Here is a 22699-nt window from a genome sequence, read left to right on the forward strand (position 1 = left end):
CGCGCAGGGACCGCCACCGCCGGTGCACAACGATGCGGTCACGGGGCGGCCGCGTCGGTTGCGCCCGGGTGCGTCGATGCCGTCTCGTGTGACCTGATGAGCACCTCGACCGCCCGCGCCACCGTCCTCACCGCCGTCGCCCTCGCCGCGACGACGGTGCTGTCGGGGTGCGTCGGGGGCGGCGAACCGACGGGCGTGGCCGCGCCGAGCTCGTCGACGAGCGTGCCGGCGCCGTCCTCGGCGGCCGTCACCCCGACCCCCTCGTGGACGCCCACGGCCACGCCGTCGCCCTCCGACACCGCGTCGCCCACCGACACCGCGAGCCCCACCCCGACCGCGTCAGCGCCCGGGACGCCCTCCGCCGGCCCGAGCCCGACGCCCAGCCCGACCCCCACGACGCCGCGCACGACGATGCGCTACGGCGACCGCGGCAAGGACGTGCTGGCCCTGCAGAAGCGCCTGTCCGCCCTCGGCTACTGGCTGGGCGAGCCCGACGGCAGCTTCGGCTCGCTCACCCAGCAGGCCGTGTACGCGCTCCAGAAGGCGGCCGGCACCTCGCGCGACGGCGTCGTCGGGCCGCGGACGAAACGCGCGCTCGAGCAGGGCGTCCGACCGCGGAACCGGCTGTCCGGCAACGGGGTCGAGATCGACCTCGACCGCCAGCTGCTGATGGTCGTGCGCGGTGGTCGCTCCGTGATGGTCCTCAACACCTCGACCGGGAGCGGCGAGGAGTACACCTCCTCGGCCGGCAACCCGGCCATCGCGACGACCCCGCGGGGCTCCTTCGCCGTCCAGCGGCAGGTCGACGGCCAGGACGACAGCAAGCTCGGCGTGCTCTGGCGGCCGAAGTACTTCTACCGGGGCTGGGCGGTGCACGGTTCGCCGAACATCCCGCCCTACCCGGCCTCCCACGGCTGCGCGCGGGTCAGCAACTCCGCGATGAACATGCTGTGGTCCGGCGGCTGGATGCCGATCGGCAGCCGCGTCCTCGTCCGCTGAGTGTCCGGCGTCCCCGGCTCAGGCGCGCGCGGCCTGCGCCGCCTCGTAGGAGCGCTGCGCCTCGCGCCACGGCCCGCGCCGCCCGGCGAGGGTCGGCACGAGGGGGACGAGGTCGGCCGAGAAGGCCACGCTCGCCTCGCGGGGCAGCAGCGACGGCAGGTTGTCGACGGCGATGACGTCGAGCCGGGGGTCCTCGGCCACACGGCGCGCCGGCTCCTCCCACGAGGTGATCGCGGTGTTCACCGGGACGAGGTTGTACTCGGAGGTGACGTCGCACGTCACGTCGGCGACCACCCGCAGCTCGCGCTCGGCCGTGAGGTCGTCCGGGCCGACGAACGGCGGCTGGGCCGTCGTCGAGAGGACGCAGTTGACGAGCAGCTCGTGGTCGAGCAGCGCCTCCCGGTCGAGGACGAGGGTGTCCTCGCGGTCCCAGCCGTCGAGGATCGCCCCGGCCGAGATCAAGGCGTCGAGGGCGCCCCGACCGCTACGGCCCTGCGCACCGACGACCAGCGCGGTCATCCCGTCGGCGCCGGCGGCCCGCACCAGGGCGTCGAGCTCGGCGCGCTCCATCGGGTGCAGCGGGGCGAGGGTGCCGCGGGTCGCCAGCACCCCGAGCGAGGCGCCGACGTAGCCGGCCCAGTAGCCGAAGGCGATGACCCGGCGGCCGTCGACGGTGAGGTACTCGAGGTCGAGCAGCTGCCCGCCGCCGGTGGCGAACCGGGCGAGCAGGGCGTCGGCGCCGTCCTGGCCCTTGTACGCGTGGCCGAAGAAGATGTGGGTGTGCCGCAACGAGTCCGGCTCGTCGGGCAGCTCCTTGATCCCGAGGATATGCGCGTCCTCGGGGGCGTCGACCCACGAGCCGGCCTCGACGACCCGGCAGCCACCGGCCCGGTACGCCTCGATGCCGAAGACCCGCTGGGGGGACTCCTCCACGGTGACCTGCACCCCGTCGGCGACGAGGCGGGCGGCGTCGTGCGGCACGAGCGGCGCGCGGCGTTCGGTGGAGCGGGTCTCGTGGCGCAGCCACAGGTGCACGGGTCGCATGCGGCTCATTCTCCCGGGTAGACCACGCCGACCTGACGGCGGACCTCGTCCATGACGGCCATGACCCGTCGGGTGGCCTCCCACGGCACCGACCGGACCTCTGTGCGCCCCTCGGCGAGCGCCCGGGCGACCTCGGCCACCTCGAACCGGAAGCCGTGTTCGGTCACGTCCGGCTCCCAGGTGTCGAGGAGCGTGCCGTCGGGGGCGACGAGCCGCACGGAGCTCGCGATGTCGAAGAAGAAGCCCGGGTCGGTGAGCTCGAGGCGGGCCGCCGAGCCGACGACGAGGGCGTCGCACGGGGTCGCCGCCGCCATCGTGCTCGTCATCCGGGCCAGGGTGTCCCCGCGCCGGGCGGTGACGCCGACGGTGACGTCGACCCCCTCGGGGCTCAGGGTGCCGCGTGCCGCGACGTCGTCGAGGCCACCGAGCACGTGGTCGGCGAAGGCGATGGGGTAGACGCCGAGGTCGAGCAGCGAGCCGCCGGCGAGGGCCGGGTCCCACAGGCGCTGCGGGCCGTCGGGCCAGAGGCGCTGACCGTGGTCGGCCTGCACGAGGACGAGGTCGCCGAGCGTCCCGGCCTCGACGGTGCGGCGAACGACGTCGTAGTGCGGGGAGTAGCGGCTCCACATCGCCTCGGCGGCGAGCAGCCCACCGGCGCGCGCGGCGTCGAGCACCTCGTCGGTCTCGGCGAGGCTGCGGGCGAACGCCTTCTCGACGAGCACGTGCTTGCCGGCGGCGAGGGCGAGGAGGGCGTGGGCGTGGTGCTCGCTGTGGGGCGAGGCGACGTAGACCGCCTCGACCCCGGGGTCGGCGACGAGCGCCTCGTACGACCCGTGCGCCCGGGCCACGCCGAAGCGACGGGCGAAGTCCTCGGCCCGCGCGGCCGACCGGGAGCCGACGGCCACGACCTCGGACCGGGTGCCCTCCCGGACCGCGTGCGCGAAGGTCTCGGCGATGCCGCCCGGGCCGAGCACCCCCCAGCGCACGGGCGGGGCGTCCATCGGGTCCGGCACCGTGGGGGCGGCGAGGCGGGGTGAGGCGGGCATGACCAGCACCCTAGGCGGTGGCGGCCTCGTCGAGCCGGGCGCGGACCCACTCGAGCTGGGCGCGCCCGTGACCCCGCCAGTACGCGCCGGTGTGCGCGCCGGCGTCGACGGTCAGGGTGGCGCTCGGGAGGGCCCCGCCGAAGGCCCGGTTGGCCGCCACGAAGGGGTCGTCACGTCCGCAGTCGAGCCGGACGGGGACCGTCGCGAGCGTGGCCAGGCGCTCGTCGGCGAAGACGTCGTGGGCGAGGAAGTCGTCGCGGTCGTCGAAGGCGCCGGGGGCCGAGGCGCCGGGGGAGGTCCACAGGGCGGCGCTCGAGGTGGCGACGGCGGCCACCCGCTCGGGCCCGAGGTCGCTGGCGAGCAGCAGTGACCCGTAGCCGCCCATCGACCAGCCGAGGAGCGCGACGCGGTCGGTCGGCGCGTACTCGCGGGCCACGAGGGGGAGGAGGTCCTCGACCACCATCCGGCCGGCGTCGGTGCCGTCGCGGCGCCGGTGCCAGTAGCCGTTGCCGCCGTCGACCGCGGCGACCGCCAGGCCGGTGGCGGCGACGTGGTCGCCGAGGTGGAGGGTCGAGAGGGCCTGCTCGGCGTGCCCGCCCTTGCCGTGCAGCACGACGACCGGTGGCCGGTGCGGGTCGCCGTCGCGCGGGACGGCGATCACCCACGGCAGGTCGCGCCCGGGCAGGTGGCGTGAGCGCAGCGTCCCCCGGTGGACCTCGACGTCCGGGCCGACGTCGGTTCCCGGCAGGTCGCGTGAGCACCCCGCCGCACCGGCCGCGAGCACGCCGAGACCGGCCGCGAGAGCCGTTCGACGGGTGGGACGAGGCACCCCGCCAGCGTAGGTGGCCCGCCCCCACCGGCGCCGGTGGTCAGAAGCGCGTCGTGGCCTCGGCGACGAGGTCGGCGACCAGCTCGCCGGCGTCGACCTCGAGGCCCTTGCGCCGGAACCACGTGACCATCGTCGTGACGTCGCGCTCGAGGAACTCGAACCCCTGCGGGTTGCCGATGACGTCGACGACCTGCGGCCAGTCGATGAGGACGAGCCGCTCCTCGTGGACGAGGACGTTGTAGGGGCTGAGGTCGCCGTGCGTCCAGCCGTGGTGGGCGAGGGTGAGCATGGCGCGGCGCAGCTGGTCGTAGAGGTCGGCCAGCTGCTCGGGGGAGGGGCGCAGCGACACGAGGCGGGGAGCGGCGACCGGGGCGTCGCCGTCGGTCGTGCCGACGAACTCCATGAGCATCTCGGACTCGTCGAGCTGGACGGGGTACGGGACGGGCAGGTCCAGCTCCCAGAGGGCGCCGAGGGCCGCGAACTCGGCGGCGGCCCACTGCCCGGCGATGACCTGCTTGCCGAAGTCGGTGCGGCGGGTCATCGCCCGCATCTCGCGGCTCTTGCGGACCCGGCGGCCCTCGAGGTAGCCGGCGTCGCGGTGGAAGAGGCGGTGCTCGCCGCTGCGGTAGCGCTTGGCGGCCATCGTCACGACCCCGGGCTCGCCGGGGACCCAGCGACGCAGGACGTGGACGTCGGCCTCCTTGCCCGTCTTGAGCACGCCGAGGTCTGCGTCGACGGCGCCGAGCGCGGTGATGACCCAGGGTGGTCGGGGCGTCGGCCCGTGGGTCGAGCCGTCCCAGGAGGACCAGCGCTCGCCCTCGGGCGGGGCGTCAGGGGAGGTGTCGGTGGAGAACGCGGCCTGCTTCTCCGGCAGGTGGAACGGCTTGTGCGACAACGGAGTGCTCCTGTGCGAGGGAGGGGGTGGGGACCGGGGTACGGCCCGCGACGGCGATCGACATCGGGTCCACCTCCACTGCTCAGGGCACGGCCGGGCGCCGTGCGTCGGGTCCAGCGTGCCCGACCCGGTCGCCCGCGCGCCACGCGTTTTCCCGGGACCTGCCGGAACCTTCGCCGACCTGCCGGTCACAACCGGCAGGACGCTGAAGGTTCCGGCATCCGGAGAGAAAGTGCTGCCGGGTGGGGCGGCTCACACGGTGGGGGGACTCACACCCGCACGGCGTTCCGGCGCCCCGGCCGCGCGGGCATACTCGCCACCATGTCGCGCCTCCAGACCACCGACGGCCTCACCGAGGAGCAGCACGAGCTCATCAAGCTCGTCCGTGAGTTCGTCGACGAGCAGATCCTCCCCGTCGCCACCGAGCTCGAGCACAAGGACGAGTACCCGACGGCCATCGTCGAGGGCATGAAGGAGATGGGGATCTTCGGGCTGATGATCCCCGAGGAGTACGGCGGCCTCGGCGAGAGCCTGCTCACCTACGCGCTCGTCGTCGAGGAGATCGCCCGCGGCTGGATGAGCGTCAGCGGCATCATCAACACCCACTTCATCGTCGCCTACCTGGTCCTCCAGCACGGCACCGAGGAGCAGAAGCAGAAGTACCTGCCGCGGATGGCGACCGGCGAGGTCCGGGGCGCGTTCTCGATGAGCGAGCCGGGCCTCGGGTCCGACGTCGCCGCCATCCGCACCAAGGCGGTCAGGGGCGAGGACGGCGGCTGGACCATCGACGGCCAGAAGATGTGGCTGACCAACGGCGGCTCGGCCAACCTCGTCGCGGTGCTCGTGAAGACCGACCTCGGCGAGTCCGACAGCCCGTACAAGAACATGACGACCTTCCTCGTCGAGAAGGAGTCCGGCTTCGGCGAGACCGCCCAGGGCGTCACGGTGCCCGGCAAGATCGAGAAGATGGGCTACAAGGGCGTCGACACGACCGAGCTCGTCTTCCAGGGCCACCGCACGAGCGACAAGCAGATCCTCGGCGGCGTCGCGGGCAAGGGCTTCTACCAGATGATGGACGGCGTCGAGGTGGGCCGCGTCAACGTCGCCGCCCGCGCCTGCGGCCTGTCGCGCCGCGCCTTCGAGCTGGGCATCGCGTACTCGCAGCAGCGGGAGACCTTCGGCAAGAAGATCGCCGAGCACCAGGGCATCCTCTTCCGGCTCGCCGACATGGCCACGAAGGTCGAGGCGAGCCACCAGATGATGGTCAAGGCCGCCCGGCTCAAGGACGCCGGCCAGCGCAACGACCTCGAGGCCGGCATGGCCAAGTACCTCGCCTCGGAGAACTGCGCCGACGTCGTCGAGCAGTCCTTCCGCATCCACGGTGGGTACGGGTACTCCAAGGAGTACGAGATCGAGCGCCTCTACCGCGAGGCGCCGATGCTGCTCATCGGCGAGGGCACGGCCGAGATCCAGAAGATGATCATCGGCCGCCGCCTGCTCGAGGACTACAAGGCCCGCTGAGCCCCGGCCCGGGCGGTTCCGCACAGGGGGCGTCCAGCCCACGTCCAGCGAACGGTGTCACACTGGTGGCATGAGCAGCCAGCCGATGCGCCCGGGCCTGCGCGCCGCCCTGTCGCTGGAGTACCCGATGAGCCTCGGGGTCCACGACTCCTACGAGGAGGCGCAGAAGGCCGTCGACTACCTGTCCGACCACGAGTTCCCGGTGCAGGACGTCCTGATCGTCGGTACCGACCTCAAGCAGCTCGAGCGGGTCACCGGCCGGCTCACCCAGGGCCGGGTCATCGGCGCCGGGGCGCTGTCGGGCATGTGGCTCGGTCTCTTCGTCGGCACGATCCTCGCGCTCTTCGACCCGAGCGGGTTCAACATCGTCTCCATCATCTCCACGGTGATCTTCGGTGCCGTCTTCGGCACGATCTGGGCGTGGTTCGGCTACCGGCTGACCCGCGGGCAACGCGACTTCACCTCGGTGAGCCAGGTCGTGGCCGCCAAGTACGAGGTGCTCTGCGAGCACCGCCACGTCAGCCGGGGCCGCGAGCTGCTCACCCAGATGGACCCGATGAAGGCCGCCCAGGAGCAGGTGCGCCAGGCCCAGGAGGCCGAGCGGGCGCGGATGGCCATCGAGACGCACCCGTCGCAGACCCCGCAGCAAGGGCCTCCGCAGGCCTGAGCCCGGAGCGTATGGTCGCGCCATGGCCGACGACGCCCGCCCTGCCCTGACGCCCCTCGAGGGCCCGTTCACGTCCGTGCTGTGCGTCGTGGCGCACCCGGACGACATCGAGTACGGCACCTCGGCCGCCGTTCACCGCTGGGTCGCCGAGGGCGCGCACGTCGCGTACTTCCTGCTGACCCGCGGCGAGGCGGGCATCGACACGATGGCGCCCGAGGAGGCCGGTCCGGTCCGGGAGGCCGAGGAGCGCGAGAGCGCCCGCCGGGTCGGGGTCGAGACCGTCGAGTTCGGTGGGTTCGCCGACGGGGCCATCGAGTACGGGGTGCCGCTGCGGCGCGAGATCACCGCGGCCATCCGCCGGCACCGGCCCGACCTCGTCGTCGCGCAGAACTGGGCCGAGTTCTTCGGGCCGAACATGCTCAACCAGGCCGACCACCGCGCCGTCGGCCTGGCCACCGTCGACGCGGTCGCCGACGCCGGCAACCGGTGGCTGCACCGCGACCTGCTCGAGGAGGGCCTCGAGCCCTGGGGTGGCGTGAGGGTCGTCGCCGTCGCGGGGTCGTCCGAGCCCACCCACTCCGTCGAGGTCACCGAGGAGCAGTTCGAGGCCTCGGTGCACTCCCTCGAGGCCCACGACGCCTACAACTCGGCGCTGCCGTCGGACTTCCCGGCGCCGCGGGAGCTGATCTCGATGATCCTCGGCTCGGGCGGCGAGGCGGCCGGTGTCGAGCGGGCGTGGACCGCCCGGGTGGTCATCGACCGCCGCTGAGCCCCGTGGCCGACCTCCGCCGGCTGGCCGACGTCTCGGTCGGCGAGTGGCTCGTGCAGCGGCTCGACCGTCGACCCGACGCGTGGGGGACGGCAGGGTCGGTCGTGCCCACGGGCTTCGCCCGGGTGGTGCGCGTGCTGCACCCCGTCGGGGAGGGCGGAGCCACGTGGGCGTCCGTCGCGGCTCGCACCGGTCGCACGATGCACCCGCTCGTCCAGTGGCGGTCCATCGCCGACCACGCGGTCGACGGCCGGTCGAGCGACATCGACCCCGAGGAGGGGAGCATCCCGGCGGAGACGCTCGAGGCGGTGCTGCGGCACTGCCCGGCCGACGGGGAGGTCGTGCACGCGGTGTGGGACGGCTTCGGCGGCGTCGACCCGGCGACGCCGCTGCTGCCCGGTCACGGACGCTGCTACGCGCTCTTCGCCGGCCCCCGCGCCGCAGTCACCGACTGGCCCGGCCTCGACACCCCGTGGCACCAGAGCGCGAACCTCGTCTGGCCGGCCGATCGCTCGTGGTGCGTGGCGACCGAGATCGACTGGGACTTCACCCTGGTGGCGTGCGCCGACGGGGTCGCCGACGCCCTGCGCGCCGAACCGGACCTCGAGACCTACGACGTCGCGGTGACCGACGACCTGACCTGGGCCGGCGACCGCCTCAACGGCCCTGCACGCGCCTGACCCACGCCTCGACGTCGTCGGCGCTGCGGGGCATCGCGGCCGAGAGGTTCTCGCAGCCGTCCTCGGTGACCAGCACGTCGTCCTCGATGCGGACCCCGGTGCCGCGGAAGCGTTCCGGGGCCTTGAGGTCGTCGGCCTTGAAGTACAGGCCCGGCTCGACGGTGAGCACCATCCCCGGCTTGAGCTCGGCGTCCATGTACTCCTCGCGGGTCGCGAGGGCGCAGTCGTGGACGTCGAGGCCGAGGTGGTGCGACGTGCCGTGCACCATCCACCGGCGGTGGTACTGCCCGTGCTCCTTGTCGAGGGTGTCCTCGACCGAGACCCCCTCGGGGAGGAGCCCCCACGCGTGCAGGTGCTCGGCGATGACCCGGATGGCCGCCGCGTGCACGTCGGAGAACCTGGCCCCCGGGCGCACCGCCGCGATGCCCGCCTCCTGCGCCGCGTACACGGCGTCGTAGATCTCGCGCTGGGCGTCGGTGAAGGTGCCGTCGACGGGGAGGGTGCGGGTGATGTCGGCGGTGTAGAGGCTGTCGACCTCGACCCCGGCGTCGATGAGGACCAGCTCGCCCTCACGGACCTCGCCGGTGTTCTTGATCCAGTGCAGCGTGTTCGCGTGGTCGCCCGCGGCGCAGATGGAGTCGTAGCCGACGCCGTTGCCCCGGTGCCGCGCGGTGAGCCCGAAGGTCCCCTCGAGCCAGCGCTCGCCCCGACCGTTCCCGACCGCGTCGGGAAGCGCGGCGATCATCGCCTCGAAGCCCTCGGCCGTCGCCGCGACCGCCTGGCGCATCTGCTCGACCTCGTGCTCGTCCTTGCACAGGCGCAGCAGCGAGATCTCGTGGGCCAGGGCGTCGTCGGACTCCTGGAGACCCTCCTCGGCGGCGCCGTTGGCCACGCGGGCCGCGTCGAGGCGGGCAGTGAGCTCGGTGTCGGCGTCGCGGACCACCCGGACCGTGACCTCGCCGGCGTCCTTGGCGACGGCGTCGACGAGGCCGTCGACGTGGCGGGCGGTGAGGCCGAGCTCGAGCTCGACGTCCTCGATGCTCGGGCGGGCCCCGACCCAGAACTCGCCGTACCGGGCGTCGGCGAAGAACTCGTCGCTGTCGCGCTCGGCGAGCGGCCGGAAGTAGAGGACGGCCTCGTGGCCGCCCTCGTCGAGCGGCTCGAGGACGAGCACGGCGTCCGGCTCGCGGTCGGCCCCGAGGCCGGTGAGGTAGGCGAACGCGGTGTGCGGGCGGAAGACGTAGTCGGTGTCGTTGCTGCGGACCTTCAGGCCGCCGGCGGGGACGACGACCCGCTGCTTCGGGTAGGCGGCGCTGAGCACGGCCCGCCGGGCGGCGGCGTAGGCGGCCGCGGGAGCCTCGGCCTCGGCCGTGGGGCGGCGCGGCGCCCAGTCCTCGCGGATGAACGCCCGCAGCTCGTCGGTGGTCGCCCGGGCGCGGTTGTCGGCCTGCTTCTGCTCCTCGCTCATCCGGCCCATGCTGCCACGGCCGGGGGTGGGGTCGGCCACGTCCCTGTCCTGCGGGTTTGCGGGCGGCAGGCGGCCGTTGCGACACTGGCCGGATGGGCAGGCACAGCGCGCGACGCCGGCGGGCGCCCCTCGGGGCCGTCGCGGGAGTCGCGGCGGTCCTCGCCGCGGGAGGTTTCGCGACCACCCTCGTCGACGGGAGCCAGGTGGTGCCGCGGGCCTCGACGGCCCCCGACGACTCGTCGACGCCGACCACGACCGACGCGGTGCCGACGGCCACGTCCACGCGCGGTGACGGCCTGAACAAGGCCTCCCGCTCCTTCACCCGCACCGCGCCGCCCAGCCCGACCAGGGCCCCGGCAGGCGGTGCCGGCCGGCCGTCGTCCACCCCGAGCCCGTCGGTCTCGCCCTCCGCGTCGCCGAGCGCCGCCCGCTCGGCCTCGCCCACCCCGAGCGCCACGCCGTCGGCCACCCCCAGGGCCTCGCCGAGCCCCACGGCGACGCCGCCCACGACGGCGCCCACCACCCCGACCCCGACCCCGACGCGGAGCCTCCTCGACCTCCTCCCGGGTGTCGTCGGCGGCCACCTCCGGTGACGCCCGACGCGGGGCCGACGCTCGCCGACCGGCTCCGCGAGCACTTCGCGCACCGCGGCCACCTCTACGGCGTGCTGCTCGCCGAGATGGCCGACGACTGGGACGCGGGCGGGGTCACCCGCGAGCTGTTCGCCGGGTGGGAGGACGCCGAAGCGCGGCAGTTCCCGCAGCTGCGGCTGCTCGCCGGCCTGTTCCGGGTCGTCCTGCGCGGCGAGGCGCCGCAGCTCGTCCCGTACTACCCGTGCCTCGGCGGCGACGAGGACCCGGCCGATGCCTGGGCCGCCGTCCGGCCCGTGCTCGCCGCCCACGTCGAGGAGCTGCGCGCCTCGCTCGACGAGGCCCCCCAGACCAACGAGCCGGCCCGCACCCTCGCGCTCCTCGCCGGGGTGTCCGAGGCCGTGCGCCGCAGCGGGCTGCGGCGGGTCCGGCTGCTCGAGCCCGGGGCGTCCGCCGGGCTCGGCCTCCTCGTCGACCGGTACCGCTTCGTCGGCGACGGCTGGGCGCACGGACCCGCGGACGCGTCACTCGTCGTGTCGGGTTGCGGTGCAACGGGTTTGGAGCCCGAGGAGTTCACCGTCGTCGAGCGTCGGGGGTGCGACGTCGCTCCGGTCGACGCCTCCACCGAGGAGGGGGCCCTGTACCTGCGCTCCTTCGTCTGGCCGTGGATGACCGAGCGGCACGCCCGCCTCGACGGCGCCCTCGCGACCCTGGCCGGCACCCCCGTGCGGCTGGACCGGGCGCGTGTCGCGGAGTGGGTCGCCGACCAGCTGACGGAGCCGGTCGACGAGGGTGTGCTCACCGTCGTGTGGCACTCCGTCACCCGGCTCTACTGGCCGCTCGAGGAGTCGCGGGCCCTCGAGGCGGCGGTCGAGCGCGCGCGCCCGCGCATCCCGGTGGCCCACGTGGCCCTGGAGAACCCGTGGACGCCCGACGGCCTGCGGCCGGACACCTCACCGGGGCGCCTGCCCGTCGTCGAGCTCGACGGCGAGGTCATCGGCGGCTGCGGGCACCACGGCCCGCCGCTCGAGCTCCGGAGCGCCTGACGGGTGGTGCCGGACGGCCGGTCGTGGGACGATCGCGCACCACGGCGGGAGGAGCGGGCATGGGGTCGGTGGCAGGACGGCGCGAGGTCGTCGTGGGGACGCTCGGGACGGCGCTGGGCCTCGGGCTCGCGGCCGGACCGGTGCAGGCGGCGGGTGTGGACACGAGGGCGCAGCTGACCCGGGCCCTCGACGCGTACATGGCCACGCGGGCCGGCAACGCGGGACTCATGGTGCGCGACAACCGTACCGGTGGCTACTTCGCCTGGCGCCCACCGTCGGACCGGCACACGCACAGCGCGATCAAGGTCCTCGTGCTCGTCACGACGCTCAAGATCATGCAGGACCGGGGCCAGGACCTCACGAGCACGCAGAAGTCGCTGGCCTCCCGGATGATCCGCAGCTCGGACAACGACGCGACGGACGCCCTCGTCACCCAGGCCACCCTGCGCCGGCTGCGCATCGTCGCCGACCAGCTCGGCATGCGCGACACGACCGTCCACGGCAGCACCGTGTTCCGGGCGCCGACGTGGTGGGGCCATTCGACGTCCTCGCCACGCGACCTCGTGCAGCTGATGAACCACCTCGTCCTCGGCACGTACCTGTCCTCGGGCCGGCGGGCCTACGCGCGCGGCCTCATGGCCTCGGTGACCCCGAGCCAGACGTGGGGCTGGGCGACGGGTTGCCGTCGTCGGTGCGGGTCGAGCTGAAGAACGGCTGGGGGCCGCGATCGGACGGCTACCGGCTCAACGGCGTCGGGTACGTGTCCGGCGCCGGGCGCAGCTACCAGACGGCCTTCATGTCGCGTTCGCACGACGGGTACGCGTACGGGCAGACGACGGTGAACCGGTTGTGCCGCATCGTGTTCGACGCCCTCGACCAGCCGCTGCGCTGACGGCGCCTCAGTCGTCCTCGGCCCAGTCGAGGGTCCGCTCGACGGCCTTCTTCCAGCCGGCGTACCCGTCGCGGCGCTGGTCCTCGGACCACGTCGGCTCCCACCGCTCGTCCTCGGCCCAGTTGGCCCGCAGCTCGTCGGTGTCGGCCCAGAAGCCGACGGCCAGGCCGGCCGCGTACGCCGCGCCGAGGGCGGTGGTCTCGGCGACGACGGGACGGGAGACCGGGACGCCCAGGATGTCGGCCTGCAGCTGCATGCAGAGGCGGTTCGCGGTGACCCCACCGTCGACCTTGAGGCAGGTCAGCTCGACGCCGGAGTCGGCCTCCATCGCCTCGGCGACGTCGCGCGACTGGTAGCAGATGGCCTCGAGCGTGGCCCGGGCCAGGTGGGCATTGGTGTTGAAGCGCGAGAGGCCGACGATGGCGCCACGGGCGTCGCTGCGCCAGTACGGGGCGAAGAGGCCGCTGAACGCGGGGACGAAGTAGACCCCGCCGGTGTCCTCGACCTGGGCGGCGAGCCGCTCGACCTCGCTCGCGCCGCTGATGATGCCCAGCTGGTCGCGCAGCCACTGCACGGCGCTGCCGGTGACGGCGATCGAGCCCTCGAGCGCGTACACGGGCTTGGCGTCGCCGAGCTGGTAGGCGACCGTGGTCAGCAGCCCGTTCTTGCTGCGCACGAGCTCCTCGCCGGTGTTGAGGAGGAGGAAGTTGCCTGTGCCGTAGGTGTTCTTGGCCTCGCCGGGCTCGAAGCAGACCTGCCCCACCGTGGCTGCCTGCTGGTCGCCGAGCACGCCGGTGATCGGCACCCGCGCGGTGCCGCGGTCGCCGGCGGTGCTGCCGTAGGCCTCGGCATGGCTGCTCGGGGAGATGGTCGGCAGCATGGCGCGGGGGATCCCGAAGAAGCCGAGCAGCTCGTCGTCCCAGTCGAGCGTCGTGAGGTCCATGAGCATCGTCCGGCTGGCGTTCGTCACGTCGGTGACGTGCAGCCCGCCGTCCGGGCCGCCCGTGAGGTTCCAGACCACCCAGGTGTCGGGGGTGCCGAAGAGGGCGTCCCCGCGCTCTGCGGCGTCGCGCAGGCCGTCGACGTTCTCGAGCATCCACTGGACCTTGCCGGCGCTGAAGTACGTGGCCGGGGGCAGGCCGGCCTTCCGCCGGATGACGTCGCCCCGGCCGTCGGCGTCGAGCGCCCGGGCGATGGCGGCGGTGCGGGTGTCCTGCCAGACGATGGCGTTGTGCAGCGGGCGGCCGGTGCGCCGGTCCCAGACGATCGCCGTCTCGCGCTGGTTGGTGATGCCGATGGCGGCGAGGTCGGAGGAGGCGAGGCCGGCGCCGGTGAGGGCCGAGCCGATGACGGTCTTGGTGCGGTCCCAGATCTCGAGCGGGTTGTGCTCGACCCAGCCGGCGCGGGGGAGCAGCTGCTCGTGCTCGAGCTGGTGGCGGGCCACCTCCCGCCCGTCGTGGTCGAACACCATGAACCGGGTGCTCGTCGTGCCCTGGTCGACCGCGCCGATGAAGTCCGCCATGCCCCGAGCCTAGGGCCGCTCTCTGGCCGCCGGGGTTGTTGCCGGATGGCCGGGCAGCTGCTGCGCCATCCAGCAGGAACCCCGGCGGCAGGCGCAGGACCTGTGGAGAACCCGGACGGCTCCCGCGCGGCTCCGGGCACGCTGGCCCGATGCAGCGACTGCTCACCGTGGGCCGGGCCCGACGTGGTGTGGTGACCGCTGCCCTCGCGGCGTCGGTGGGAGTCGACGAGCACGGGCTCGTCGCCGCTCGACGCACCGGCACCCTCGTCCGGCTGCGGCGCGACACCTACGTCCTGGGTGAGGTGTGGCGGATAGCCGGCCCCGAGGAGCGGCTCGCCCTGCGGGCCCGCGCGGTCCTCGCCAGTCGCGACGACGAAGCGGTGGTCGGGCACGAGGCCGCTGTGGCGCTGCACGGCCTGCCTCTCCTGACGCCGGTGCCGTCCGTCGTCGACCTCGAGTCGGCCGTGACGCGCACCCGCCTGCACGGCACGGTTCGCGTCTCGCCTCGCGGCCCGGAGCCCTGTGTCGTCGCCGATGGCTACCGGGTCGTTCCCGCAGCCGTCGCGATCGCCCAGGTCACGCTGCGGGCCGGGCTCCGTTCCGGACTCGTGGCGCTCGATGCTGCGCTGGCGCGGAGGGCGCTCGGACTCGAGGAGGTCGCGGCCGCCCTCGACCTGCGGGTGACCGGCCCGGGCTCCCGGCGACGAGCCGAGACCCTGCTGAGGGTGGCCGACGGGGCGTCGGAGTCTCCGGGAGAGACGCTGACCCGACTCGTGCTCCACGACCTGGGCCTCACGCCGGAGAGCCAGGTGACGATCCGTGACGAGGCCGGTCGTTTCGTGGCCCGGGTCGACCTGCTCGTCGGCGGCCGGGTCGTGGTCGAGTTCGACGGGGCGCTCAAGTACGGCGGGGCCGACGGCCGCGCTGCCCTCGTCGCCGAGAAGCGTCGCGAGGACGAGCTGAGGTCGCTCGGCTACGTCGTCGTCCGGGTCACCTGGGCCGACCTCGACGACCCGGTCCGCCTCTGCCGGTTGCTCCGGCGGGCGCTCGCCGCCGCGTGACGCCGGGGATCCTGCCGCATGACCACGGAGTTTCCGCGACATCCCGCAGGAACCCTGGTGTGGATCTCCTCAGGGGGTGTGGGGAAGGGCACGCCCGCCCGGCGTTCTCCTCCGCGGGTCGGCACGGGAGGATGGCCGGACCCCACGAGCGAAGGAGACGTGACGTGCAGTTCGGGCGCAGCTACGAGGAGTTCGAGGTCGGCGCGACGTACAAGCACTGGCCGGGCAAGACGGTCACCGAGTACGACGACCACCTGTTCTGCCTGCTGACGATGAACCACCACCCGCTCCACCTCGACAGCCACTACGCCGCGGAGACGACGCAGTTCGGGAAGAACGTCGTCGTCGGCAACTACGTCTACTCGATCCTCCTCGGGATGTCCGTACCCGACGTCAGCGGCAAGGCCATCGCCAACCTCGAGATCGAGAGCCTGCGCCACGTCGCCCCGACCTTCCACGGCGACACCCTCTACGGCGAGACCACGGTGCTCGACAAGTGGGGGAGCACGAGCAAGGACGACCGCGGGGTCGTGTACGTCGAGACGATCGGCTACAACCAGGACGGCACGGTCGTCTGCATCTTCCGTCGCAAGGTCATGGTGCCCAGGGAGAGCTATCTCGAGGCGCGTGGCGGCGAGCAGCCCGGCCGCCCCGTGCCGCAGCCGGACCGGAACTGGCCGGGACCGGCGTCGAGCGAGGGCTGACTCCCGTCAAGGCGTCTGCGTCACCGTGCGGCCGTCCTCGGTCCAGGTGACCGAGGCGTAGCCCGAGCCCTTCGCGTCCTTCGGCGAGGACTGCCGCGACCACAGGACCGCGAGGTCGGTGCCGGGCACCGGCACCTTGGTCAGCGGCGTCGTCACCGTCGCACCCTGCCCGGGGGTGAGCGTGCCGGGCTCGGCGTCGGCGGGCACGACTGCTGCGAAGAGCCACGAGACGGTGTCGCCGTCACCGCGACCGGTGGACAGGACCGGACGCCCGCTGCTGTTCCTCGAGCCGTCGATCTCCATCATCGTCGTGCCGTCGCTGTCGGAGAAGGTCCCCATCCGGTCAAGCTCCTCGGACACGTAGACGACGGTCCCGTCCGGGTCGCCAAGCGCGACCGACGGCACGGTGGACCCGTCCTCGTCTTGGACGGAGAGGCCCCCGTCCCACCACAGGACGTGGCTGACCGCCTCGGCGTCGCCGACCTCGGCGAAGCTCACCGCGATCGCCTTGAGGCCCGTCCCTGGCAGCGCCTCCGTCGCGGTGGTCGACGCGTGCCCGCCCTCGTCGTACGTCGGCGTCACGAGCTGGAACTGTTCGGCGTCCCCGGGCACGACGCCGAGCAGGAGCTTCATGGAAGACAGGCTCCTCCAGACGACGCCGCGCTGGACGGATGGCACCCGCCCCTCCTCGATCAGCCGCGGCGTGCCGTCGCGCAGCGTCGACCACTTGAGGACCCCGGTGGCCCGGTCGATCGTGACCCGGATCCTCTCGCCGGGGAGCGTACTGGTGCCGTTGCCGTCGGCCTCGAGCGTGCTGGTCTCGAGGTCGGCCGTGGCCGTGCCGGTCGTCATCGTCGCCGACGGCCCTGCCGGGACCTCCTGGAGCGCACGGTCCGACGACCCGTCGAGCACGGCCCACGACCCCACGCCGAGGACGGTCACGGCGGCCAGGGTCCCGCCGACAGCCGCCATCCGGCGACGGCGCACGATGCGTCGGCCGGTGCCGAGCACGGCGGCGGGGTCGATGTCGAGGAAGGCGGGGGCCTCGGCCTCGGTGGCGCCGCGCAGCTCGGTGCGCAGCCGGTCCTCGAACAGGTCGTGGCTCATCGGAGGCCTCCGTCGGTGGTGGCGAGCTGGGTGCGCAGGGCGGCGAGGCCGCGCGAGGCGGCGGACTTCACGGACCCGAGCGAGATGTCGAGCAGGTCGGCGACGGCCTGCTCGGGAGGTCGGTGTAGTAGCGCAGGACGACGACGCGCCGCTGCTGGTCGGGCAGGCCGGCGAGGAGCCGCACGACGAGGTCGCGGTCCTCGCTGGTCGACGGCTCGGGAGCGGCCCGCTCGGGCACCGCCTCGACGACCACCTCCCCGCGCCGTCGCCGCCAGGTGTCGGTGCGCTCGTTGACGAGCACCTTGCGGGCGTACGCGAGCGCCCCCTCCGGACGCACCCGCGGCCAGGCCACGTAGGTCTTGACGAGCGCGGCCTGGACCAGCTCGTGCGCGGCGTGGTGGTTCCCGGTGAGCAGCCAGGCCGTGCGCAACAGCGACGGCGACGCCTGCTCGACGAAGGCCGTGAACGCGGCGTCGCGCTCGGCCCCGAACCGTGTGGTCATCGCCCCTCCTCGTGGTGTCTCACACCCTCTCCTACGGTGGTCCGCGGCGAAAGGTTGCCTCGGCGGAACGGCCGGTCCGCGCGCCGATAGCATCACCCGGGTGATCGACCTGCACACCCACTCGAACGCCAGCGACGGCACGGAGGCGCCGGCGGCGCTCGTGGCCTCGGCGGTCGCGGCGGGCCTGCGGGTCGTGGCGCTCACCGACCACGACACGACGCTCGGCTGGGCCGAGGCCTCGGAGGCCGCGCGCCACACCGACCTCGCGCTCGTCCCCGGCATCGAGGTCTCCTGCGGGAGGGGCCGCGGGTCGCTCCACCTGCTGGCCTACCTGCCCGACCCGACCCACCCCGAGCTCGTCGCCGAGCTCGAGCGGGCCCGGGAGAGCCGCGACTCGCGCCTCGACCGGATGGTGGGGAAGATGGCCGCTGCCGGCGTGCCCGTCAGCATCGAGGCGGTGCGCGCCGAGGTCGAGCCGGGGGCCACGCCCGGCCGGCCGCACATCGCCGACGCGCTCGTGCGGGCCGGAGTCGTCGACCACCGCGACGAGGCCTTCACCCGGTGGCTCTCCGACGACAGCCCCTACTACGTGTCGCACTACGCGCCGGACCCCGTCCGGGCCGTCCGGGTGGTGCGGGCCGCCGGGGGAGTGCCCGTCGTCGCGCACCCGTCCTCGCGCACGCGCACCGGCACGGTCGGCGACGTGCTCATCGAGGAGCTCGCGGCCGCCGGGCTCGGTGGCCTCGAGGTGCGCCACCGCGACCACGAGGAGGCCGACGTCCGCCACCTCACCGACCTCGCCGCACAGCTCGGGCTGTTCGTCACGGGCTCGAGCGACTACCACGGCACGGGGAAGCGGAACCGGCTCGGCGAGAACACGACCGACCCCGAGGTGCTCGAGCGCATCGAGGCCGAGGGCACCGGCACGGACGTGGTGCGGTCGTGAGCGTGTTCGACCTCTCGGTCTTCACGACGACGTTCGTCACCCTCGTCGTCATCCTCGACCCACCCGGCGCCATCCCGATCTTCCTCGCGCTCACCGGCCCGCTGACCCAGAAGCAGAAGGTGGCCGCGGCCCGGCGGGCCAGCCTCGTCGCCCTCGGGGTCATCGCCTCGTTCGCCGTCTTCGGCCAGCGCATCCTCGACTACCTGCACATCTCGTTGCCGGCGCTCCAGGCCTCCGGAGGGCTGCTGCTGCTCATCGTCGCGCTCCAGCTGCTCACCGGGGCCGAGTCCGAGCAGCACGCCGACGCCGGGGTCAACGTGGCCCTCGTCCCGCTCGGCACCCCGCTGCTCGCCGGCCCGGGCGCCATCGTCGCGACGATGCTCGCCGTCCAGGACGCCGACGGCACGGGCGGGGTGGTCGCCGTCGCTGCGGCCCTCGTCGCCGCGCTGTTCCTCGTCTTCCTCGTCTTCCGGTTCGCGCTCCCGCTCGCCCGCGTGCTCAAGGACAGCGGCATCGTGCTGCTCACGCGCATCGCCGGGCTGCTGCTCTCGGCCATCGCCGTGCAGATGGTCGCCGACGCCGTGACCGCCTTCGTGCGCGGCGCCGGCGCCACGGGCTGACGCGGGCGCTCGCGGACTGACGCGGCGGTCGCGCGGGCGCCGAGGCTCAGGGCAGGGTCAGCTCGAACGCCGCGCCCGGGTGGTCGTCGAGCAGCCGCAGCTCGCCGCCGTGCGCGCGGGCCAGGCCCCGGGCGATCGGCAGCCCGAGCCCCGACCCGCCGAGGTCGCGGGAGCGGGCGTCGTCGAGGCGCACCATCCGCTCGAAGATTCGCTCGCGGTCCTCGGGCGGGATGCCCGGGCCGTCGTCGCGGACCACGACCCGCGCGCCGGGGCCGACCTCGACGCGCACGACCCCCTCCGGACCCGCGGCCCGGCGCGCGTTGTCGACGAGGTTGCGCAGGACCTGGGTCACCCGGTCGGGGTCGGCGTCCAGCGGGGCGCTCGCCCCCACCGGTCGCACCTCCATTCGGGCCCCGGGGAGGCGGGCGGCGTCCTCGGCGACGGTCGCGGCGAGGCGGCCGAGGTCGGTCGGGCAGGTCCGCAGCTCGAGCCCGCGGTCGATGCCGGCCATGAGGAGGAGGTCCTCGGCGAGGCGCGAGGCACGCCGGGCCTCTCGCACCACCCCGACCGTGAGGCGCTCGCGCTGGGCCCGGTCGTGCTCGCCGACGAGCAGGGCCTCGGCCGCGGCCTGTACCCCGGTCAGCGGGGTGCGCAGCTCGTGGGCGGCCTCCAGCACGAAGTCGCGCACCCGGACCTCGGCCGCCTGCGCCCGGGACTCGGCGCCCTCGACGGCGTCGAGCATCTCGTCGAAGGCGGTGGCGGTGCGCCCCAGCTCGCTGTCCGGGCGGTCGGGCCGGAGTCGGCGGCCCCGGTCGCCGGCCGTGATGTCGCGGGCGGTCGCCGTCATCGTGTCGAGGGCCGCAGCAGTCGCCGGGTCACGGCGCCGACGAGGAACGCGGCGACGGCGAGCACCCCGAGGCTGCTCACGGCGAGGACGACGCGCACCTGCGCGAGGGTCTGGCGCAGGCCGCCGGCGTCGGTGGCCAGCACGAGCCGGGAGGACCCGAGCTGCCGGTCGATGGAGAAGACGTCGCCCTGCTGGATCACGGTGTCGCGGGCGGCTGGTGGTGCCGGCTTCCCGGGGCCGCCGGGCGCGGGCGACGGGTCGCTCGTGGGCTGAGCGTCGGGGGCGCCCTCGACACCCGGACCGGCGGTGAGCCGCGTCCCGTCCGAGGTGACGAGCACGACCGAGACGCCCTCGCCACCGAGTCGCTCGACGAGGTCCCTGGCCGGCACCTGGTCCTCGAGGGCGCGGGCCACGGCGAGCCGGTCGAGCAGGCGCTGCTCGAGCTGGCCCTCGGTGCGCGAGCGCAGGACCGCGTCCACCGTCACCGAGAGCACCGCGAGGAGGACGACGAGCAGCGCCATGACCGAGACGACGAGGCGGCGGCGCAGCGAGCCGGTGCGCAGGCGGACGTCGGGGGAGGCGCTCACGCGCGGACCACGTAGCCGATGCCGCGCACGGTGTGCAGCAGGCGGTCACCGTGGGCCTCGAGCTTGCGGCGCAGGGCGCTGACGTGGACCTGGACGAGGTTCTCGGCGACGTCCTCGTACCCCCACACCTGCGTGAGGATCTGCGTCGTCGACATCGTCCGGCCGCGGTTCTCGACGAGGAACCCGAGCAGCCGCAGCTCGGTGGCCGTGAGATCGACGCGCTGCCCGGCCCGGGTCACCACGCCGGCGCCCGCGTCGACGACGAGGTCGGCGACCTGGATGGTGGTCGACACCCGGCCGAGCCGCCGCAGCAGCGCCCGCAGCCGGGCCAGCAGCTCGGCCATGTCGAACGGCTTGGTGACGTAGTCGTCGACCCCGGCCTCGAAGCCACGCAGCCGGGCGCCGACCTCCCCGCGCGCCGTGAGGAGGACGACGCCGACGTCGCCGAAGCCCTGGACGACCCGGGCCAGGGCCGGTCCGTCGCGGCCGGGGAGCATCCAGTCGAGGACGACGAGGTCGGGCCGGAAGGCCTCGAGCGCGTCCTCGAGCCCGGTGCCGTCGGGGTGCGCCGAGACGGCGGAGCCCTCGGCGCGCAGGCGCGCCCACCGCCTCGCGGATGGACTCGTCGTCCTCGACGAGGAGGATCCGGGGCGCGCTCACCCGGCCAGTCTGGGGCCCTGACCTCAACGTTTCCTCAAGATGCGCGGGGCGGTCGCCGGATTGAGGTCCGCTTGAGGATGCCTCCGCAGGCTCGATGTCGACAGCCCGCCACCGGGTGGGCCCGAGCCCGAGGAGTCCCCGTGGACGACGACCAGTACCGCAACCAGCCCGACCGCGACCCGCGGTGGGACACCCACGAGCTGGCCGGCCTGCCCGCGGCCCCGACGGTTCCGGCGGCCTCGGCGGCCGAGGCGCCCCCGCGCCGCACTCGCTCCCGCCTCACCGTCGCCGCCGGGGTGGCCGCCCTCGCCCTCCTCGGCGGGGGGATGTGGATGGGCGCCGCCTACGCCGACGGCCCGTCCACCCCGCAGCCCACCGCGTCGGTGTCGGCGCCGACGGACGGGTCCACGTCGGGTTCGACGCCGAGTGCGGCGCCCTCGGGTGGGTCGCAGGACGGCGCCACGACGCCCGACTGCGGGTGCGCGCAGCCCGCGCCGCCGGCGCCGCCCGCGCCGCCGGCCGGTGCACAGAAGGCCACCCCGCCGGCGCCGACCGAGGGCGGTGCGCCGGCCGCGCCACCGGCCCCGACCGGGGGTGACACCGCGGGGGCCCAGCCGTGCGCCCCGTCCGGTGGACCCGGCAGTGGACGCGCCGGTGGCCCGGCCGGTGGCCCGGCGGGTGGTGGCACGGGGCAGGCCCCGGCCGCCCCGGCGCCGGTCCCCTCGGGCGCGCCGAGCGGAGGCCCGTCGGGCGCCCCGTCGGCCACGCCCTCGGGCAGCTGAGCGGACCCGGCCCGGCGGACGCGCGAGCGACGCCGGGCCGGCCCTCCGTAGCGTGGTGCCGTGACCGAGTACGTGCTCCTCCTGTCCTGCCCCGACCGCCCGGGCATCGTCGCCACGGTGACCGCGCTGCTCTACGAGCACGGCGCGAACATCGAGGAGAGCCAGCAGTTCGACGACGTCGGCACCGACCAGTTCTTCATGCGGATCCGGTTCTCCGCGGGCCCCTCCGACCCCGGCGCCGACGGCTGGTCCGACCTCGTCGCACCGGTCGCCGACCGGTACGCGATGGAGTGGTCCCTGCGCGACTCGTCCGTGCCGCACCGGGCCGTCCTGATGGTCAGCCGCTTCGGGCACTGCCTCAACGACCTGCTGTTCCGGTGGCGCAGTGGGCGGCTCAACCTCGAGGTCCCCGCCGTCGTGTCGAACCACCGCGACCTCGAGCCCCTCGTCGCGTCGTACGGCATCCCGTTCGTCCACCTCCCCGTGAGCGCCGACACCAAGGACGTGGCCGAGGCCCGGCTGCGTGAGGTGGTGGCCGAGCACGACGTCGACCTCGTCGTCCTGGCGCGCTACATGCAGGTGCTCTCCGACACCCTGGCCCGAGACCTGTCCGGACGGGTCATCAACATCCACCACTCGTTCCTGCCGTCGTTCAAGGGCGCCAAGCCCTACCACCAGGCGCACGAGCGGGGGGTCAAGCTCGTCGGGGCCACGGCGCACTACGTCACGCCCGACCTCGACGAGGGTCCGATCATCGAGCAGGACGTCGTGCGCGCCGACCACCGGATGACCCCCGAGGACCTCGTGCGGGCCGGTGAGGAGGTCGAGTCGCGCGTGCTGGCGCGGGCCGTCCGCTGGCACTGCGACTCGCGCATCCTCCTCAACGGCACCCGCACCGTCGTCTTCGACTGACGC

The 22699-nt window shown here is 74.3% G+C and carries 26 protein-coding genes; 15 read left to right on the forward strand and 11 right to left on the reverse strand.

From position 1 onward, the window contains the following. Nucleotides 1–96: 96 nt before the first annotated feature. On the forward strand, nt 97–999 hold the full coding sequence (locus tag G7075_RS01890) for a peptidoglycan-binding protein (RefSeq protein ID WP_240917814.1): 903 nt from the start codon (nt 97–99) through the stop codon (nt 997–999). Between the two features lie 18 nt (nt 1000–1017). On the opposite strand, the gene G7075_RS01895 is transcribed toward G7075_RS01890, so the two are convergent. The 4 genes from G7075_RS01895 to G7075_RS01910 are packed head-to-tail and all read right to left on the reverse strand — an operon-like array spanning nt 1018 to nt 4813. Further along, on the reverse strand, nt 1018–2043 hold the full coding sequence (locus tag G7075_RS01895; protein WP_166118354.1) for a saccharopine dehydrogenase: 1026 nt from the start codon (nt 2041–2043) through the stop codon (nt 1018–1020). A 5-nt stretch (nt 2044–2048) separates the two neighbouring features. Beyond that, the gene (locus G7075_RS01900) at nt 2049–3089 is read right to left on the reverse strand and encodes a Gfo/Idh/MocA family protein (RefSeq protein WP_166118358.1); all 1041 of its coding nucleotides are present in this window, start codon (nt 3087–3089) and stop codon (nt 2049–2051) included. A gap of 10 nt (nt 3090–3099) precedes the next feature. After that, on the reverse strand, nt 3100–3918 hold the full coding sequence (locus G7075_RS01905; RefSeq protein WP_166118361.1) for an alpha/beta hydrolase family protein: 819 nt from the start codon (nt 3916–3918) through the stop codon (nt 3100–3102). 40 nt (nt 3919–3958) lie between these two features. Next, complete coding sequence (locus G7075_RS01910; RefSeq protein WP_166118364.1) at nt 3959–4813, reverse strand: serine protein kinase RIO; 855 nt, start codon at nt 4811–4813, stop codon at nt 3959–3961. A gap of 321 nt (nt 4814–5134) precedes the next feature. Between G7075_RS01910 and G7075_RS01915 the strand changes: the two genes are divergently transcribed. The 4 genes from G7075_RS01915 (at nt 5135) to G7075_RS01930 (ending at nt 8450) form a co-directional block, all read left to right on the forward strand. Continuing rightward, nucleotides 5135–6334 carry an acyl-CoA dehydrogenase family protein gene (locus tag G7075_RS01915; RefSeq protein ID WP_166118367.1) on the forward strand — a complete coding sequence of 400 codons (1200 nt, stop codon included), beginning with the start codon at nt 5135–5137 and terminating at the stop codon, nt 6332–6334. Nucleotides 6335–6404: 70 nt separating this feature from the next. Beyond that, nucleotides 6405–7001, forward strand: coding sequence for a general stress protein (locus G7075_RS01920; RefSeq protein ID WP_166118370.1), 597 nt, complete (start codon nt 6405–6407; stop codon nt 6999–7001). Nucleotides 7002–7023: 22 nt separating this feature from the next. Further along, nucleotides 7024–7770, forward strand: coding sequence for a PIG-L deacetylase family protein (locus G7075_RS01925; protein WP_166118373.1), 747 nt, complete (start codon nt 7024–7026; stop codon nt 7768–7770). A 5-nt stretch (nt 7771–7775) separates the two neighbouring features. Further along, nucleotides 7776–8450, forward strand: coding sequence for a hypothetical protein (locus G7075_RS01930; protein ID WP_166118376.1), 675 nt, complete (start codon nt 7776–7778; stop codon nt 8448–8450). Here G7075_RS01930 and G7075_RS01935 read toward each other — a convergent pair. Further along, nucleotides 8428–9918, reverse strand: coding sequence for an aminopeptidase P family protein (locus tag G7075_RS01935; RefSeq protein ID WP_166124171.1), 1491 nt, complete (start codon nt 9916–9918; stop codon nt 8428–8430). The genes G7075_RS01930 and G7075_RS01935 overlap by 23 nt on opposite strands. 92 nt (nt 9919–10010) lie before the next feature. Between G7075_RS01935 and G7075_RS01940 the strand changes: the two genes are divergently transcribed. From G7075_RS01940 to G7075_RS01955, 4 genes are read left to right on the forward strand one after another with little or no spacing between them, the layout of a single operon-like run. After that, nucleotides 10011–10511 carry a hypothetical protein gene (locus G7075_RS01940; protein ID WP_166118379.1) on the forward strand — a complete coding sequence of 167 codons (501 nt, stop codon included), beginning with the start codon at nt 10011–10013 and terminating at the stop codon, nt 10509–10511. Next, nucleotides 10508–11554, forward strand: coding sequence for a DUF2332 domain-containing protein (locus G7075_RS01945; RefSeq protein ID WP_240917815.1), 1047 nt, complete (start codon nt 10508–10510; stop codon nt 11552–11554). The genes G7075_RS01940 and G7075_RS01945 overlap by 4 nt, the downstream gene beginning before the upstream one ends. Before the next feature lie 59 nt (nt 11555–11613). Then, the gene (locus tag G7075_RS01950) at nt 11614–12261 is read left to right on the forward strand and encodes a serine hydrolase (RefSeq protein WP_166118382.1); all 648 of its coding nucleotides are present in this window, start codon (nt 11614–11616) and stop codon (nt 12259–12261) included. Then, nucleotides 12246–12446: a hypothetical protein gene (locus G7075_RS01955; RefSeq protein WP_166118385.1), complete on the forward strand. Its 201-nt coding sequence runs from the start codon at nt 12246–12248 to the stop codon at nt 12444–12446. The genes G7075_RS01950 and G7075_RS01955 overlap by 16 nt, the downstream gene beginning before the upstream one ends. A 7-nt stretch (nt 12447–12453) precedes the next feature. On the opposite strand, the gene glpK is transcribed toward G7075_RS01955, so the two are convergent. After that, entirely contained in the window at nt 12454–13968 is a 1515-nt protein-coding gene (glpK, locus tag G7075_RS01960) for a glycerol kinase GlpK (RefSeq protein WP_166118388.1), read from the reverse strand. A 149-nt stretch (nt 13969–14117) separates the two neighbouring features. Here glpK and G7075_RS01965 point away from each other — a divergent pair, with 149 nt between their 5' ends. Together G7075_RS01965 and G7075_RS01970 are read left to right on the forward strand one after the other, a co-directional pair. Continuing rightward, nucleotides 14118–15029, forward strand: coding sequence for a hypothetical protein (locus G7075_RS01965; protein WP_166118391.1), 912 nt, complete (start codon nt 14118–14120; stop codon nt 15027–15029). A 164-nt stretch (nt 15030–15193) separates the two neighbouring features. Further along, nucleotides 15194–15733, forward strand: a complete 540-nt coding sequence (locus G7075_RS01970; RefSeq protein WP_166118394.1) for a MaoC family dehydratase — start codon at nt 15194–15196, stop codon at nt 15731–15733. Nucleotides 15734–15739: 6 nt separating this feature from the next. On the opposite strand, the gene G7075_RS01975 is transcribed toward G7075_RS01970, so the two are convergent. Next, entirely contained in the window at nt 15740–16840 is a 1101-nt protein-coding gene (locus G7075_RS01975; RefSeq protein WP_166118397.1) for a hypothetical protein, read from the reverse strand. A 67-nt stretch (nt 16841–16907) separates the two neighbouring features. Next, nucleotides 16908–17342, reverse strand: a complete 435-nt coding sequence (locus G7075_RS01980; protein WP_240917816.1) for a SigE family RNA polymerase sigma factor — start codon at nt 17340–17342, stop codon at nt 16908–16910. Between the two features lie 100 nt (nt 17343–17442). Here G7075_RS01980 and G7075_RS01985 point away from each other — a divergent pair, with 100 nt between their 5' ends. Together G7075_RS01985 and G7075_RS01990 are read left to right on the forward strand one after the other, a co-directional pair. Continuing rightward, the gene (locus tag G7075_RS01985; protein WP_166118399.1) at nt 17443–18288 is read left to right on the forward strand and encodes a PHP domain-containing protein; all 846 of its coding nucleotides are present in this window, start codon (nt 17443–17445) and stop codon (nt 18286–18288) included. Next, a complete protein-coding gene (locus G7075_RS01990; protein ID WP_166118401.1) occupies nt 18285–18908 on the forward strand; it encodes a MarC family protein in 624 nt (207 codons plus the stop codon). The genes G7075_RS01985 and G7075_RS01990 overlap by 4 nt, the downstream gene beginning before the upstream one ends. A gap of 46 nt (nt 18909–18954) precedes the next feature. Here G7075_RS01990 and G7075_RS20595 read toward each other — a convergent pair whose 3' ends face one another. The 3 genes from G7075_RS20595 to G7075_RS02000 are packed head-to-tail and all read right to left on the reverse strand — an operon-like array spanning nt 18955 to nt 20938. After that, complete coding sequence (locus G7075_RS20595; protein WP_240917817.1) at nt 18955–19755, reverse strand: cell wall metabolism sensor histidine kinase WalK; 801 nt, start codon at nt 19753–19755, stop codon at nt 18955–18957. After that, nucleotides 19752–20342 (reverse strand): hypothetical protein, encoded by a 591-nt coding sequence (locus G7075_RS20600; RefSeq protein ID WP_240917818.1) that lies wholly within the window; start codon nt 20340–20342, stop codon nt 19752–19754. Before G7075_RS20600 ends, G7075_RS20595 begins: the two co-directional genes overlap by 4 nt. Next, nucleotides 20339–20938, reverse strand: coding sequence for a response regulator transcription factor (locus G7075_RS02000; protein WP_240918099.1), 600 nt, complete (start codon nt 20936–20938; stop codon nt 20339–20341). The genes G7075_RS20600 and G7075_RS02000 overlap by 4 nt, the downstream gene beginning before the upstream one ends. 204 nt (nt 20939–21142) lie before the next feature. Here G7075_RS02000 and G7075_RS02005 point away from each other — a divergent pair, with 204 nt between their 5' ends. Next, nucleotides 21143–21784 (forward strand): hypothetical protein, encoded by a 642-nt coding sequence (locus tag G7075_RS02005; RefSeq protein WP_166118403.1) that lies wholly within the window; start codon nt 21143–21145, stop codon nt 21782–21784. A 60-nt stretch (nt 21785–21844) separates the two neighbouring features. Continuing rightward, on the forward strand, nt 21845–22696 hold the full coding sequence (purU, locus tag G7075_RS02010; RefSeq protein WP_166118405.1) for a formyltetrahydrofolate deformylase: 852 nt from the start codon (nt 21845–21847) through the stop codon (nt 22694–22696). Nucleotides 22697–22699 lie beyond the last annotated feature (3 nt).

This window comes from Phycicoccus sp. HDW14 (assembly GCF_011383005.1).
In the GTDB taxonomy this organism is placed as follows: Bacteria; Actinomycetota; Actinomycetes; order Actinomycetales; family Dermatophilaceae; genus Phycicoccus.